The organism is Roseateles sp. AC306 (assembly GCF_979253795.1).
The window spans coordinates 61,296-76,736 of record NZ_CEEDEB010000005.1 but is presented as its reverse complement, the minus strand read 5'-3'; the positions used below and the strand labels follow the sequence as shown (position 1 = coordinate 76,736).

Here is a 15,441-nt window from a genome sequence, read left to right as displayed (position 1 = left end):
GGGCGTTCAGGAGACCCCTTGAAGCCCGTGAATCTCGCTGCCGCCGGCAGCCTGGCCCTTGCCTTGGCCTTTTCGGCCGCCGCCCCCTTGCAGGCGCAGACCGCCGTCAACCCGTCTGTTCCCACGCTCGAACAGATCTTCCGCGCCGAACCCTATCGCGGCGAGAACGCCAAGGAGGCCGCCTTCAGCCGCAGCGGCCGTTATCTCGCCTACCTGTGGAGCCCCTTCGGCGAGCCGGGCAGCGATCTCTGGGTGCACGACACCCGGACCGGCAAGACGCAGCGGGTCACTTCACCCCAGGTCATGGCCGCGTTCGAGGCGCCGGAGGACCTGGAGCGCTTCGACAAAAAACTCAGGCAGCGCAACGACGAATATGCCGAGCGCCAGGCCCGCGAACTTGCACAACAGGCCTATCTGCGCGGCGACAAGGTCGACCTGTCGCAATGGGAAGCCGCCCAGCTGGCGGTGCTGAAGAAGGAACTGGCCGAGAAGAAGGCCAGGGACGATGCGCAGAAGGCGGCCGACAAGGCCGAAGCCGACGCCGAAAAGCAGGCCATGGCCGCGCTCGCCGCCCGGCGCGCCGGCAAGCCCGTGCCTGCCGCGGCGCCCGCATCTGCTGCGTCCGCCGCCGACAAGAAGGACGACAAGGAAAAGGAGCTGTGGGAACTGCGCGACGAGCTGAAGAAGAAGCTTGCCCGCGACAAGCTCAAGCCGGCGGACCTCTACCCCGGCCCATCGCAGTTCGCCTGGGCACGCAAGGCCGACGAACTGGTGTTCCAGTACCGGGGCGGCCTGTACCGCTGGAGGGCGGACGACAAGGCGCCTGCTGCGGTCGTCGCGACGCAGCGCGAGCTGCGCCTCGTGGGCTACACGGCCGACGACAGCGGCGTGCTGTTCTCCGACGACACCCGCGTGCTGCGCGCCAGCTTCAGGCAGCCGGGCGTGCAGGTGGTCAACCGCGAACTGATCCACCCGGACGACGAGCAGAAGAAATACAAGATCGCAGAAACCGCGATCAGCGAGGACGGCCGGTGGATGTCGCTGCTGGCCAAGGCGCCGCTCAAGGGCGCTGACGACAAGCCGGCGCCGCCGCCCAAGCAGGTCGAGATCATGAATTACAGCGAGCGCTGGGCCACGGCCAAGAAGGTCAACCGCGAGGTGTCCGACGACAAGCGCACGCAGCAGCCTCTCGCCCTCTACATCCGCCAACTGCCCACCGGCAACGAGGCGCCGCGCAAGCAGCCCGCGCCGGTGTTCACGCAGGCCGGCGGTGATGTGTGGTTCGAGATGAGCGACGTCGCCTGGGCGCGCGATGGCAGCCGCTACGCGTTCACGACCTGGGAGCGCGACAAGGAGCTGCTGCGGGTCTACATCGGCTCGGCCAATGAAGAGGCCAAGCCCGAGCTGGTGCTGGAGCGCCGAGGCGATGTCGGCCACGAAGTCGTCAACGTGATCAAGCCCCGCTTCACACCCGACGGCAAGACGCTGGTGCTGGCGCTCGACGAAGCCGGCTGGCGCCAGCCCTATGCCATCGACGTGGCCAGCAAGGCGCTACGGCCGCTGGTGAAGGGCGAGTTCGAGGCCCACCAGATCGTCGGCTTCACGGCCGACAGCCAGGCGGTGTTCGTGTTGGCCAATCAGGGCGACGCGGCGGCGATGAACCTCATGCGTGTCGACATGGCCAGTGGCGCCATGCAGGCGCTGGGCTCCGTCGGCGATTTCCACCGCAGCGCGGCGGCGTCGGAGGATGGCCGCTGGGTCAGCGCCAATGCCGGCAACTGGGCTCGTCGACCGGAACTCAAGCTGCTGGCCACTGACGGCAAGACCGCGCCGCGCACGCTGACCGACAGCAGCGACCCGGCCTGGGCCACGCTGAACCTGCTGCGCCCCGAGCGCTTCGCCTTCACCAACCGCCATGGTGACCGCATCGAGGCCTATGTCTTCAAGCCGGCCGGCTGGCAGGCGACGGACAAGCGCCCGGGCATCGTCTACGTCTACGGCGGCCCGCTGAACGACCGCCACATCGTCGAGGTCGACAGCTTCCAGAACACGGCCTACCTGTTCGGCCAGTACTTGGCGGCGAAGCATGGCTACGTCACCGTCGCCGTCGACCCACGCGGCCACAGCAACTACGGCCGCAAGTTCTCCGACGCCAACTGGGAGCGCCCTGGCGAGCCGCAGGCCGAGGACCTGGAAGACCTCGTCAAGCTGCTGCCCGCCTACGGCGTGGACCCGGCCCGCATCGGCCTGAACGGCTGGAGCTTCGGCGGCTTTCAGACCCAGTACACGATGTACACGCGGCCCGATCTGTTCGCCGCCGGCATCGCCGGTGCCGGCCCGACCGAATGGGAGAACTACAACAGCTGGTACAGCGGCCGCACCATCGGCAAGGCCACCGACCGCAGCAAGCCCGTGCTGCGCAAGTATTCGCTGCTGCCGCTGGCCCGAGGCCTGCGCAAGCCGCTGATGCTGGTGCACGGCATGCAGGACCCCAACGTGCTCTACCAGGACACGGTCAATGTCTACCGCGAACTGCTGGACTCGGGCAAGGAGTCCCTGGTCGAACTCTTCCTCGACCCGGACGGCGTGCATGCCATGGGCGGCGTCGTCAAGCCCGCTGGCTGGCACCGCAAGTACGAGGCCTTCTGGCTGCGCAACCTGGGCCGCGCGAACCCTTAAGGCAGGGGCCGCAACTGCGTCGCCAGCACTTCCTCGGCCACCTTCTGGCCCAGGCGATAGCCCACGTCGACGGAGTTGCGGAAGTGCACGCCGCTCCAGACGCGTGAGTTGGCCAGCTCCAGGCCCATGGCCTCGGGCGTGGGCCAGCTGCGCGTCATCGACAGCGCGCTGTTGACCCAGACCAGCGGCGCCTGGCTGTCGCCACGGAAGGCCGTCATCAGCGTCGCCAGCGTGCCGCCGCCGACAGCGCCGCCCGACGGGTAGTCGCTGTTGGGCGGCGTGTGGATCAATGGCTCCCAAGCCGCGTCGCGCAGCTTGGCATCGGCAAAGGCGCCGCGCAGCGCGTTGTAGGGCCGCCAGTGGCGGTACTTGGTCTTGATACCGGTGTAGACGATGCGCGAGTCCAGATCGGCCATGTCCATCAGCGCCAGCATGCGGGCGAACTCGAGCGGCGTGGCCTTGTTGTGCTCGGCCAGCTTCTTGAGCATGGCCACGGCGTCCTCGCCCTCGCCGGAGTTCCAGAACAGCGCGATGACCGACTGCTCGCCCGTGCGCTGGGTGCTGACGCGCCCGCCCAGAGCCTTGACCTCGGCGAGGTCGCGCTGGGCGACGGCGCTGCCCACGGCCGGCGGCGGGCCGGGGTCGAAGGCGGCCGTGTCCTTGATGCCGAAGGGCTTCATGCGCGCCGAGCCGACGCCGGACTCCTGCTTGTGCTCGGGTGTCAGCACGTGCACGCCCGGCGCGGGCTCGATCTTGGGCGGATCGACGCGGCTGAAGCTGTCGTCCGAGCGAGCACTCAGCAGCGCCAGCGCCACGCGCCGGCCCAGTGCAACGCCCTTGCTGCGCGCGGCGGCATCGGTCACGCCCTTCAGCGAGGCTTCGTAGGTCTTCTCGATAAAGGCCTGGTCCGCGCCCGGCACGCTGCCCAGCACGACGCGAGCGGCGGAGGCCACGGCCGCTTCGGGCGAGGCGTCGGGCACCGGTGCGGGCGCCACGCCATAGGCCTGGTAGCGCGGCGTGATGGCGTTCAGCGCATTGAACATCGCCAGGTCGGTCAGCAGCGTCGTGTGCAGCAGCTGCGAGCGCGGCGACTTCGCCAGCACCTTGGGCGTGGCCTCGGCCCAGTCGCTGACGATGTCGGCACGTGCCGGCATGGCCGCCAGCAGGGCCAGGAGCAGGGCGCCCGTGGCGCGAAGGATTCTGGACATGGGGCTCCCCGGAGTGAAGCCGGGACGCTAGCCATGTCGCTGCGGGGCCGCAACCCCAACCGGAATGACGCGGCTCAGCTGCTGCGGCGGCGCCGCGCCATCAGGCCGACGCCGGCCAGCCCCGCCAGCATCAGCGCGTAGGTGCCCGGCTCCGGCACGGGCGCCAGCGCGAACAGCGCAGTGCCGGCGCCCACGCCATCGGCGCCTTCGGCCGACACGGCCAGGTAGTACATGCCGTCCATGGCAAAGCCCTTCAGGCCCTCGGGCGCGATCTGGCCGTTCATCGTCAGCATGCGCACGAAGCTGGTCTTGCTCGGGTCGTTGGCGTCGATCTCGAACACCGCCACCGCGCCGGTCGTCGTGCGCTCCAGGCCGATGAAGGCGAAGGTCTTGCCGCCGATCTCCATCAGCTCCACGCCCTCGGGCTCAACGCCCTTATCACGGCTGCGGCCATCGTTGTAGATGCCGGCCAGGTTGGCCTGCACGTCCAGGATGTTGCCGCTGTCATAGACCAGGTTGCCGTCGGCGTCGCGGATGGAGAAGGAGCGCGCACCCGCGGCAAACAGGTTGCCGGCCGACGAGTCGGTGTTGGAGATGCGCAGCGTGCTCGTCGGGCCGGTCGCGCCGACGCTGGTGGCGGCGGAGCGGTCGGCGTCGTCCTCGCGGTAGTCGCCTTCGTTGGCCATCACCACATAGGTCTTGCTGCCGTGGCTGAAGCTGGCCATGCCGTCGGGCATGTACAGGCCCTTGGCCGCCACGGCCTGGAAGCTCACCTGGCCGTCGTTGTAGACGGCGTCGATGGCGTTGCCGGCCTGCGAGAAGTCCTTCGCGCCCAGGCCGACCACCTTGGTGAACTGGCCGCTCTGCAGGTCCAGCACGCCCATGGCGTTGGCTTCCTGCAGGCTCACATAGGCCTGCGTGCCGGCCTTGTTGACGGCGATGTATTCCGGCTCGAAGTCCATGCCGGTGTTGGTGCGGATGTTGTTGCCGCTTTGCGCAACGCCGGCCAGGGTCGCTGTCGAGACGACCGCGCGGCTGGCCACGTCGATGATGCTCACGCTGCCGACGGGATCGGCGGCGCCCACACCATAGTTGCGCGGCACGGTCGTGCCGATGCGGGCGCCGTAGCCGCCCGCGTTCGGCGTGGCCTCGTTGGCGACGAGCAGGCGGCTGCCGTCCGGCGTGAAGGTCAGCATGTCGGGCAGCGAGCCCACCGCGATGGTGTTGGTGCCGGCCAGCAGCGAGCGGCTGGTCGTGTCGTAGAGCTGCACGACGCCGGGCAGCTTGCGGTCGCTGGCCTCGATGGCGAAGGCGGCGACGCCGTTGTGGATGGCCACGCTGTTGATGGCGCCCCAGGCGCTGACGTCGATGAAGCTCAGCGAGGCGCCGGTCTTCGCGTCCAGCACGGCGACGCCCTTGACGCCGGCCACCCACAGCGTCTTGCTGGCTGCGTCGAAGGCGACGATCTCGGACAGGAAGCCGCTGGGAGTGCCGGCATGGGCGTTGGCCCAGACCTGGCTGGCGCCGTCCAGCACGCTGGCGGCATGGGCTGCGCTCATGGTCACCACGCTCAGGGCAAAGGTGGCGGCAAGGGCCTGGATCAGTCGAGTGCGCTTCATGGGGGGCCGTTTGGTAAAGCCGCAGATGCTGTGCCGGCGGCGTGACAAGGTCATGACGACGATGACCGTACGCCGCAAATCGGGCGATGAACAGGCCCTAAGCTGGCGCCCATGTGGACCGCCGCCTCCTTGCCGCCCGACGAAGACCGCCGCCTGGCCCGACTGGCCGCGCTGGCGGTCATGGACAGCGAGCCCGAGCCGCTGTTCGACCACCTCACCGCGCTGGCCGCGCAGATCTGCGGCACGCCCGTGGCCCTGCTGGGCCTGCTGGACGACGAGCGCCAGTGGTTCAAGGCAGCCATCGGCTTTGGCCGCAGCGAGACGCCCCGGGGACAGACCTTCTGCGCGCACACGCTGCTGGCCGACGGCATGTTCGAGGTGTGCGATGCGCGCCTGGACGAGCGCTTCGCCGATCACCCCGACGTGCTGGCCGACCCGCCGCTGCGTTTCTATGCCGGCGTGCCCATCCGCCTGGACGACGGCAGCCACCCGGGCACGCTGTGCGTGGTGGATTTCCGCCCGCGCGAGCTCAACGATGCCCAGAGAGAGGCGCTGACGCGTCTGGCCGGCGCGGCCGCAGAGGCGCTGATGATGCGCGAGCGGGCCCAGGGGCGTGGCGACGAAGGCGCGGGCGAGCAGCCCTTCCGGCTGCTGGCCGAGACGGCGCCGCTGGGCATCTTTCGCGCCGACGCGGCGGGCCTTTGGGTCTACACCAATCCCGTCTCGCAACGCATCTTCGGCATCAGCGCGCGCGACGCCCTCGGCGAAGGCTGGTCCGCCGCGCTGGCGCCGGAGGACGCTGCCTCCGTGCTGGCCCACTGGCAGCGCTGCGTGGAACGGCGCCAGCCCTTCGAAATGCGTTACCGCGTGCACCGCTCCGGCGGCGAGCCGCGGCAGGTGTGGGCGCGCGCGCAGCCGCTGCTGGCGCCTGGCGGCGGCCTGGCCGGCTATGTCGGCATTGCCGAGGACGTGACCGACAGGCTCAGCGCCGAGCGCGAGCTGCGTGAAAGCAAGGCCCTGCTGGACCGCACCGGCCGCGTCGCCGGCGTGGGCGGCTGGACGCTGGACCTGCAGACCCAGGAGCTGATCTGGAGCGACCAGACCTGCCGCATCCACGACCTCCCGCCCGGCCACCGGCCGACGCTGGAGGAGGCCATCGCCTTCTACCGGCCCGAGGCGCGCGCGGCCATCGAAGCGGCCGTGCACCGCGGCATCAGCCAGGGCGAGCCGTGGAGCCTGGAGCTGCCGCTGGTGACGGCCGCCGGCCGCGAGGTCTGGGTGCTCGCCCAGGGCCAGGTGGACTGGCAGGACGGCACGCCGGTGCGGCTGGTGGGCGCCATGCAGGACGTCACCGAGCACCACCGCGCCGCCGTCGAGCTGGAGCACAGCCGGCAGCGCCTGCGGGCGCTGTATGAGTCGACCCCGGCGCTGATGCACTCGGTCGACGCAGCCGGGCGGGTGCTGAGCGTGTCGGACCGCTGGCTGGAGCGGCTGGGCTACCGGCGCGAGGAGGTCATCGGCCGCATGCTGGACGACTTCCTGACGCCCGAGGCCAGCCGCCAGGTCCGCGACGTCTACCGCCCGGCGATGTGGCGCGACGGCCATGTCGACGCTTGCCCGGTGCAGTTCATCTGCGCCGACGGCCGGCTGCGCGACGTGCTTGTCTCGGCCGTGGCCGAGTTCGACGCGCTGGGCCGCCCGCTGCGCGCCCAGGCGCTGGTGGACGACATCACCGAGGAACTGCAGCGCCGCGCCGAGCTGGCCCAGGAGCAGCAGATGCGCCGCCAGACCGAACGTCATGTGCAGGAGCTGGACCAGTTGCTGCGCGAGCGCTCCGAGATGCTGGACGTGCTCGCCCACGAGGTGCGCCAGCCGCTCAACAACGCCAGCGCCGCGCTGCAGAGCGCCACCGCCAGCCTCGCCGGCCGCGGCGAGCGCCAGGCCCAGGAGCGGCTGACGCGTGCCCAGGCGGTGCTCGGCCAGGTGCTTGCCGGCGTCGACAACACGCTGGCCGCCGCCACCCTGCTGGCCGGCGGCGGCCGCATCGCGCGGCTGGACACCGACATCGACACGCTGATCGCCGTGACCATTGCCGACCTGCCGCGCGACCAGCGTGACCGCGTCGTCGTGCAACGCCACACGGCCACGCGCACGGCCATGATGGACATGAGCCTGATGCGGCTGGCGCTGCGCAACCTGATGTCCAACGCGCTCAAGTACGCGCCCGGCGTCAGCCCGGTCACGCTGCACGTGATGGACTTCGACGAGCCGGCCGTGCTTCAGTTCGAGGTGGCCGACGCCGGCCCCGGTATCCCGCGCGAGCTTCAGCCGCGCCTGTTTACGCGCGGCGCGCGCGGCGGCGGGGCGGAATCGGCCCACGGCCTAGGGCTGTACATCGTGCGCCGCGTGATGGATTTGCATGGAGGCGCTGCCGAGCTGCGGCGCACCGGGCCGCTGGGTACCGTCATGCGGCTGACACTACCTCAAGCCCTAGACTGACCGCCTCCTGGCCTAGCCTTTTAGATGTCCGACACCCCAGCCGACACGCCGGTCCAACCGACCAAGCCCACTCGCCGCCTGCCCAGCCTGCGCGGCCAACTCACCCTGGTGCTGGGGGGGCTTGCATTGGCCATCCTGACCCTGGTGGGCGGCTACCTCGGCAGCGTGGCGACCGACGAGATCTTCCTGGCCCAGCAGGCCGCCGTGCGAGCCACGGCCCAGTCGGCCGCGGAGCTGCTGGCCACGCAGCTGCGTGACCGCGAGCGTGAGATCGAGTTGCTCAGCGTCGCACCGCATCTCGTGGATGGCCCGCTGGACTCGCCTCGGGTGCGCGACGCGCTGGAGCGCCGCCAGGCCTTGCACGACGAGTTCGCCTGGCTGGGCGTGGCCGCGCCCGACGGCACTGTGCTGCAGGCCAGCGGCGGCATGCTGGCCGGCCGCTCCGTTGCACAGCGCGAATGGTTCATCGCCGCGCGGGAGCACCTCTATCTGGGTGACGTGCACGAAGCCAAGCTGCTGGCCACGATGCTGCCGGCCCAGCCCAATGGCGAGCCGACGCGCTTCATCGACTTCGCGGCTCCCATCCGTGATGCCGAGGGCCAACTGCGTGGCGTCGTTGGTGCCCATGCGCACTGGCGCTGGGTCACGGGCGTGGTGGAAGGCGTCACGCGGCGCCAGAACCCCGGCAGCGGCATCGACGCCCTCATCATCGACCGCCAGGGCCGCGTGCTCTACCCCGAGGCCTTGAAGGTGGCGCAGGCCAAGGGAACCGAGGTGCTGCCCAAGCTGGTCAATGGGAGGTTCGAGGGCGAGCTGATGTTCGACGGCAAGGCCTATCTCACCAGCGAAGCGCCGCTGCAGGCGCGCACGAGCGTCGAGCTGGGCTGGCGCATCGTCGCCCGCCAGCCGATGGAGCTGGCCATGCGCCCGGTGCGCGACCTGCGCCGCGAACTGGTGCTGCTTGGTCTGACGGCGGCCGCCGTGCTGGCGCTGGCCGCATGGCTTCTGGCCCGACGCATCAGCCGGCCGGTGGAGCAGCTGGCGAGCATTGCGGTGCGAGTCGAAAGCGAGCGCCGCATGCCCGAGTTCCCCAACCAGCCGGCCGCCCATGAGCTGGCGAAGTTGAGCGAGGCCATGCAGTCCATGGCTCGGTCCCTGCTTGCCACCGAGCAGGAGCTGCAGCAGGCCAACGTGACGCTCGAAGCCCAGGTGCAGCAGCGCACGTCCGAGCTGCAGGCCGCCAACGCCGCGCTGGAGCACCTGGCCACGCGCGACCCGCTGACCGGCCTGCACAACCGCCGCAGCCTGGACGCCCGCCTGGCCGAGGCCCACGCGCTGGACCGGCGCTACGGCAGCGCGAACGGCCGCGTGCACGGCCTGCTGCTGGTCGACGTGGACCATTTCAAGCGCGTCAACGACGAATTCGGCCATCCGGCCGGAGACGAGGTGCTGCGCCAGCTCGCGCGACTGCTGCAGGCGTCGGTGCGCGTCACCGACGTGGCGGCCCGCTTCGGTGGCGAGGAGTTCGCCGTGCTCCTGCCCGAACTGGCCGGGCCGCTCGACGCCGTCATGGCGGCCGAGAAGATCCGTACCGCGGTCGAGGCGGCTGTCTTCCCCGCCGTGGGCAAGTTGACGGTCAGCATCGGCGTCAGCCTGGCCTCGCCGGACGACGTGGAACTGCGACCGCTGATCGCACGCACCGACGCTGCGCTCTACGAGGCCAAGCGCGGTGGCCGCAATGCCGTGGTGCTGAAGGCGTCTGACGCGCCGGCGTAGGGCAGGTCGCGACCTGCCCTGACCGTGGATCAGATCAGCTGCAGCGGCGCGCGGAACACATAGCCGACGCGCGACTTGCTCTGCAGCGGCACCAGCGTCGGCGTGGCGCGCTCGATGCGGCGGCGCAGGCGGTAGATGGTGGCGGACAAGCCGTCGTCGGTCTCGCCCTCGGGCAACTCGCGGCCGAGCTTGTTGAGCAGGGCCTCGCGCGTGACCGGCTCGCCGCCGGCCGCCGCGAAGCATTCGAGCAGTTGGCGGTCCGCTTCGCTGAGCTGGATGCGGGTACCGTCCGGCACGATGAGTTCGCCACTGGTGCGGTCCAGCTTCCAGGCAGCGTCGGCTGCGGCGGGCTTGGCGACGCGGCGCTGCACGGCAGCGATGGCCAGCGCCACCTGTTCGAACTGCACCGGCTTGACGAGGTACATGTCGGCGCCGGCCGTGATGACCTCGCGGAACACCTCGGGCCCCAGGCGGCCCGACACGACGACGATGCCGGCATCGGTGCGGCGGCGCAGGATCTTGATCAGCTCGACGCCATTGACGCCAGGCAGCATCAGGTCGACGAGATAGAACTCGAAGGAGAAGGCCTCGGGCGCTGCCAGCAGGGCGTTGCTGTCGTCGTAGCGGCTGACCGCAATGCCCTGCTCCAGCAGGAACTGGGTCAGGAACTCCGAGTACTCGGCGTCGTCGTCGATCAGGGCGAGGGTCTTGGGTTGCATGGCGTCGGGGGCACGGAAGCAGCGGGCGAGTTTGCCGCATGACTGAGGCGTCAGGGCGCATTGAACGGCCGGTAGCGTGCCGATTTGCGCAGTGTCATAGGCGATAAATGATTGACAGCGGGCGTCCGTCGTGAGAAATCTCGGGCACAAGAAGGAGACAAGCCATGGACGATGCCGCGCAAGACGAAGGCACTGGCGACCGCGCCGACGGGTTGGACTGGCTGCTGCCCGGCCACCGCCCCGCGCCGGCCGAGGCGCTGACGCGCATCCAGGCACTGTGCGCCGCCTGGCCCGACCTGCACGCGGCGATGTTCGCCGTGCTGGCCACGCACCAGGAGCTGCCGCGCGACATGCTGGCTGCGGCCATCAAGCAGTTCCGCCCCGATCTGGAGCCCTACACGCGCGAGGACGTCGTCGGCCTGCTGACGGCGCTGTGGAACGGCGGCAAGAGCGGCTTTGATGCCGTGCTGCGTACGCGGGCGAATGCGCCGAAGAAAGTCGGCGGCTTCTCCTGGGTCAAGGAATGAACAGAGCCCCTCGTCCGGTCTCGCCACGCTGAACGCGGGCGAGCCCAACCGGTCCCCCAAGGGAACGGCGATGCTTGCGGCATTGAGCCGCAAGCTCATCGCCAGGCGGGCCGGCTTGGGAGCGGCCCGGCGCTCGGCCCGAACGCGCCATGCCCCACGGGGCTCTTCAGCGCTTGAGTCGCAGCGCGGCCCAGCCCTCATGGCCCAGCCGCGTCAGCGTGTCGAGGTTGTTCTCGTAGATGGACGCGGTGTCCGGCATTGACTCGACAGCGCGCTCGACGCTCTCCTCGCGCAGGATGTGCAGCGTGGGGTAGGGCGAGCGGTTGGTGTAGTTGGCCACGTCGCCGGGCGTGCTGTCACCGAACTGGTAGTCGGGATGGAAGTCGGCGATCTGCAGGATGCCGTCGAGCTTGAGCTCTTCCACCAGCGCGTCGGCGGCGTCGAGGAAGTCGTTGAAGTCGAGGAAGTCGGTCAGCACCTGCGGGTGGATCACCAGCGTCGTGTCCACCTCTTCCGGGTCGGCCCGGTTCAGCGCCAGCAGCTCGCGAGCCAGGTCCTTCAGCAGCGCCTCGGGGTCGGTCGCGTCGCTGACGACATAACGGATCCGTTCATTGACGTGCACCGCCTTCGCGAACGGGCAGAGGTTGAGGCCGATGACGGCCTTGACGACCCAGTCGCGGGTGTCGTTGACGATCTGTTCGTGGTTCATCGCTTGTTGTTCAGCCACTGTTCGGCGAGGCGCACCCACATCGAGCCGCCGAGCGGAATCAGTTCGTCGTTGAAGTCGTAGCTGGGGTTGTGCAGCATGCAGGGCCCCATGCCGTGGCCGCCGATGCGGTGCTCGCCGTCGCCGTTGCCGATGAGGAAGTAGCAGCCAGGCTTGTCCAGCAGGTAGTAGCTGAAATCCTCCGCGCCCATCGTCGGCTCGAAGTCCTGCACGTTGTCGGCGCCGACCATGTCGGTCAGCACGCCGTGCACGAACGCGGTCTCCTGCGGGTGGTTGATCGTCGGCGGGTAGTTGCGACGGAACTCGAACTCGGCCGTCAGCTCGAAGGCGCCGGCCAGTTGCTCCGTCATGTCCTTCATGCGGCGCTCCAGCAGGTCGAGCAGCTCCAGCGTGAAGGTGCGCACCGTGCCCTCCATGACGACGGTGTCGGGCACGACGTTGGTGGCCTCGCCGGCATGGATCATGGTCACGGAGATGACGCCGGGGTCGATGGGCCGCTTGTTGCGGCTGATGATGGTCTGGAAGGCGGTGACGAGCTGGCAGGCCGCCGGCACGGGGTCGACGCCCAGATGCGGCATGGCGGCGTGCGAGCCCTTGCCCTTGAGCGTGATCTTGAACTCGTTGCTGCTGGCGAACACCGGGCCGGTCCTCAGCGCGAACTGGCCGGCCTTCATGCCGGGCCAGTTGTGGGCGCCGAACATGGCTTCCATCGGGAACTTCTCGAACAGGCCGTCCTTGATCATCTCGCGCGCGCCGCCGCCGCCTTCTTCCGCCGGCTGGAAGACCAGGTAGACGGTGCCGTCGAAGTTGCGGTTGGTCGCCAGATGCTTTGCGGCGGCCAGCAGCATGGCCGTGTGGCCGTCGTGGCCGCAGGCATGCATGCGGCCGCGGATGGAGCTGGCGTGCGGAAACTCGTTGCGCTCGGTCATCGGCAGCGCGTCGATGTCGGCGCGCAGGCCGACCGCGCGGTCCGACGTGCCGTTCTTGACGATGCCGACGACGCCGGTCTTGCCCAGGCCGCGGTGGATGGGAATCCCCCAGCCGGTCAACGCCTGCGCGATGACGTCGGCGGTGCGCTCCTCGTGGAAGCAGAGTTCGGGGTGCTTGTGCAGGTCGCGGCGGATGGCCGTGATCTCGGCCGCGTCGGCCAGGATGGTGTCGATGAGCTTCATGAGGGTGACTTCAGGCTCTGTAAGGGCCCGAGTTTAGGATTGCGCCCGTGAATCTGAGTCGCAACGTCCGCGGCTGGCTACTTTGGCTGGCATTGCTCCTGCCTATCGCGCAAGCGATGGCCGGGGTGCACGCGCTGTCGCACTTCGATGACCGGCAGGACGAGGGCATCGTCCACCTGGTCGATTGCGATCTCTGCCTGACCGCCGCGCACCTGGCCGGTGGCGCGCCTGCCGCAACGCCGGCCGCGCTGCCGGCTGGCCTTGCCACCCATGCCGCGCCGCAGCTGGCTCTTGCCGCTGTGCCGCGCGCCGTCAGCCACGGCCTGCCGCCCGCCCGGGGGCCGCCCGCTTCCGCCTGAACCTCAAGCCTTCCCGTGCCCCACTGTCTGGGGGCGCGGGTGTTTGCGTTTTCTCGTGGAAGTACCCCTCATGCGTTCCTTTGCTCTGGCGCCCGTCGCGGCCGCCTGCCTGTCGGTTTTCGTTGTCTCCGTTTCTCATGCCGCTCCGGCCGAATCCCTCGACAAGGTCGTCGTCACCGGCAACCCGCTGAAGAGCCAGGTGCTGGCCCAGCCCAGCGACTCCCTCTCCGGCGACCAGCTCGTGCTGACCCGTGCTGCGACCCTGGGTGACACGCTGCAAGGCCTGCCCGGCGTGGCGGCCACCAACTTCGGCCCCAATGCCAGCCGGCCCAGCATCCGCGGGCTGGACGGCGACCGGGTGCGCATCCTCAACAACTCGGGCGCGTCCGTGGACGCGTCCAACCTCAGCTTCGACCACGGCGTGGCCATCGACCCGCTGGTCATCGACAAGGTCGAGGTGCTGCGCGGCGCGGCGGCGCTGCTATATGGCGGCAACGCGGTGGGCGGCGTCGTCAACACGCTCGACAACCGCATCCCGCGGACGCTGATCCGGGGCCTGAGCGGTGCAGCCGAAGTTCGTTTGGGCGGTGCCAGCAACGACAAAAGCGGCGCCATCGTGCTGGACGGCGGCAGCGGCACGCTGCAGTCGGGCTATGGCTGGCATGTCGACCTGGCTGGCCGCGACGCCGGCGACCAGCGCGCGCCGCGTTTCGACAGCCCATCGGATGAAGGGGGCGAAAGCCGCAGCAGCGTCCGCAACTCCGCCGCCCGCAGCCACGGCGGCGCGGTGGGTGGCTCTGTGTTTTTCCAGGGCGGTTTTGCCGGCGTGTCGGTGGACGACTTTCACACCGACTACTGCACGACGGCCGAGGCCGACGTGACCATCCGCATGCAGCGCCAGCGCATTGCCACGGCGGGCGAATGGGCGACGGCCGACGGCCCCATCCACCGCATCAGCTGGCAGCTCAGCCGCAACCGCTACGAGCACGTCGAGATGGAGGGCGACGAGGTGGGCACGACCTTCAAGAGCCGCGGGACGGACGGCCGGCTGGAGGTGGAGCACGCAGCGATCGGACCGGTGAAAGGGCTCATCGGCATGCAGACCGAAGCGCTGGACTTTTCGGCACTCGGCGAGGAAGCCTTTGTGCCCAGCACCCGCACGCGCAGCACCGGTGTTTTCCTGCTGGAGCAGGCCAGGCTGGCCGGCGTGGACTGGTCGGCCGGCGCGCGCACCGAGCGCGTGACGATAGCTTCCGACGGTGGCGACCGCTTCGGCCCCGCGCAGTCGCGGCGCTTCAGCCCGGTGAGCCTGGCCCTGAGCGGCGTGCTGCCCTTGAACAGCGCCTGGAGCCTGAGCGCCAACCTGAACCGCACCCAGCGCGCGCCGGCCTACTACGAGCTGTTCGCCAACGGCCTGCATGTGGCGAGCGCCGCCTTCGAGCGGGGCGACACGACGCTGGGCCTGGAGCGCTCCAAGGGCGCGGACATCGGGCTGAAGTGGGAGGGTGAGCAAAGCCACGTCCACGTCAATGTCTACGAGACGCGCTTTGCCAACTACATCGCCTTGCAGGCCACGGGCGAGATGACCGACGACGACGGCGAGGCGGTGCCGGTCTACAACTTCCAGGCCGTGCCTGCGCGCCTGCGCGGTGTGGAGCTGGAAGGGCGCTGGCAGGCCCATCCAGCTGTGGCGCTGCTGGCTCAGCTCGACGCCGTGCGCGGCGACAACCGCGCGACCGGCGAGCCGCTGCCCCGCCTGGCGCCGTTGCGCGCCATGTTGGGGCTGGAGGCCAGGCACGGCGACTGGTCGGGCAAGCTCGAGTGGCGCGGCGCTGCGCGGCAGACCCGCGTGGCCGAGTTCGACACGCCGACGCCGGGCTACGGCACGGTGCGCCTGTCCGTCGCGCGCCAGCTCCGCTGGGGCCAGACCGACGCGCTCTGGTACCTGAAGCTGGACAACCTCGGCAACAAGCTGGCCTACAACGCCACGGCCGTGCCGACCATCCGCGACTTGGCGCCGCAGGCGGGCCGTTCGGCGAGCACGGGGCTGCAACTCCGCTTCTGACTGTATAACCCTGGTGCCTTGGCGCCTCTGCGGCGGGCGCACTGCACCGCCGCAGTGCCCGCACGCACCAGAAACCGTAGCCTCGCGTGGC

General features: G+C 69.8%; 11 protein-coding genes. 6 read left to right on the top strand and 5 right to left on the bottom strand.

Annotation, left to right across the window (positions count from 1 at the left end):
* The first annotated feature begins 27 nt into the window (after positions 1-27).
* A complete protein-coding gene (locus tag AC0IZJ_RS12525) occupies positions 28-2,679 on the top strand; it encodes a prolyl oligopeptidase family serine peptidase (RefSeq protein WP_471850603.1) in 2,652 nt (883 codons plus the stop codon).
* Here the strand turns inward: AC0IZJ_RS12525 and AC0IZJ_RS12520 are convergent.
* Together AC0IZJ_RS12520 and AC0IZJ_RS12515 are read right to left on the bottom strand one after the other, a co-directional pair.
* Positions 2,676-3,887 carry a vanadium-dependent haloperoxidase gene (locus tag AC0IZJ_RS12520; protein ID WP_471850127.1) on the bottom strand — a complete coding sequence of 404 codons (1,212 nt, stop codon included), beginning with the start codon at positions 3,885-3,887 and terminating at the stop codon, positions 2,676-2,678. The genes AC0IZJ_RS12525 and AC0IZJ_RS12520 overlap by 4 nt on opposite strands.
* Before the next feature lie 74 nt (positions 3,888-3,961).
* The gene (locus tag AC0IZJ_RS12515) at positions 3,962-5,506 is read right to left on the bottom strand and encodes a choice-of-anchor I family protein (RefSeq protein WP_471850125.1); all 1,545 of its coding nucleotides are present in this window, start codon (positions 5,504-5,506) and stop codon (positions 3,962-3,964) included.
* Positions 5,507-5,617: 111 nt separating this feature from the next.
* On the opposite strand from AC0IZJ_RS12515, the gene AC0IZJ_RS12510 reads away from it, so the two are divergent.
* Together AC0IZJ_RS12510 and AC0IZJ_RS12505 are read left to right on the top strand one after the other, a co-directional pair.
* Positions 5,618-8,005: a sensor histidine kinase gene (locus tag AC0IZJ_RS12510; protein WP_471850123.1), complete on the top strand. Its 2,388-nt coding sequence runs from the start codon at positions 5,618-5,620 to the stop codon at positions 8,003-8,005.
* Between the two features lie 24 nt (positions 8,006-8,029).
* Complete coding sequence (locus tag AC0IZJ_RS12505; RefSeq protein WP_471850121.1) at positions 8,030-9,781, top strand: sensor domain-containing diguanylate cyclase; 1,752 nt, start codon at positions 8,030-8,032, stop codon at positions 9,779-9,781.
* A 29-nt stretch (positions 9,782-9,810) separates the two neighbouring features.
* Here the strand turns inward: AC0IZJ_RS12505 and AC0IZJ_RS12500 are convergent, their stop codons facing one another.
* Positions 9,811-10,500 carry a response regulator transcription factor gene (locus AC0IZJ_RS12500; RefSeq protein ID WP_471850119.1) on the bottom strand — a complete coding sequence of 230 codons (690 nt, stop codon included), beginning with the start codon at positions 10,498-10,500 and terminating at the stop codon, positions 9,811-9,813.
* 164 nt (positions 10,501-10,664) lie between these two features.
* Between AC0IZJ_RS12500 and AC0IZJ_RS12495 the strand changes: the two genes are divergently transcribed.
* Positions 10,665-11,027 carry a hypothetical protein gene (locus AC0IZJ_RS12495; protein ID WP_471850117.1) on the top strand — a complete coding sequence of 121 codons (363 nt, stop codon included), beginning with the start codon at positions 10,665-10,667 and terminating at the stop codon, positions 11,025-11,027.
* A 166-nt stretch (positions 11,028-11,193) separates the two neighbouring features.
* Here the strand turns inward: AC0IZJ_RS12495 and AC0IZJ_RS12490 are convergent, their stop codons facing one another.
* A complete protein-coding gene (locus tag AC0IZJ_RS12490; RefSeq protein ID WP_471850115.1) occupies positions 11,194-11,754 on the bottom strand; it encodes a DUF1415 domain-containing protein in 561 nt (186 codons plus the stop codon).
* Complete coding sequence (locus AC0IZJ_RS12485; RefSeq protein WP_471850113.1) at positions 11,733-12,926, bottom strand: M20 aminoacylase family protein; 1,194 nt, start codon at positions 12,924-12,926, stop codon at positions 11,733-11,735. Before AC0IZJ_RS12485 ends, AC0IZJ_RS12490 begins: the two co-directional genes overlap by 22 nt.
* Positions 12,927-12,973: 47 nt before the next feature.
* On the opposite strand from AC0IZJ_RS12485, the gene AC0IZJ_RS12480 reads away from it, so the two are divergent.
* Together AC0IZJ_RS12480 and AC0IZJ_RS12475 are read left to right on the top strand one after the other, a co-directional pair.
* Positions 12,974-13,285, top strand: coding sequence for a hypothetical protein (locus AC0IZJ_RS12480; protein WP_471850111.1), 312 nt, complete (start codon positions 12,974-12,976; stop codon positions 13,283-13,285).
* A 70-nt stretch (positions 13,286-13,355) separates the two neighbouring features.
* Positions 13,356-15,350: a TonB-dependent receptor gene (locus AC0IZJ_RS12475; RefSeq protein WP_471850109.1), complete on the top strand. Its 1,995-nt coding sequence runs from the start codon at positions 13,356-13,358 to the stop codon at positions 15,348-15,350.
* Positions 15,351-15,441 lie beyond the last annotated feature (91 nt).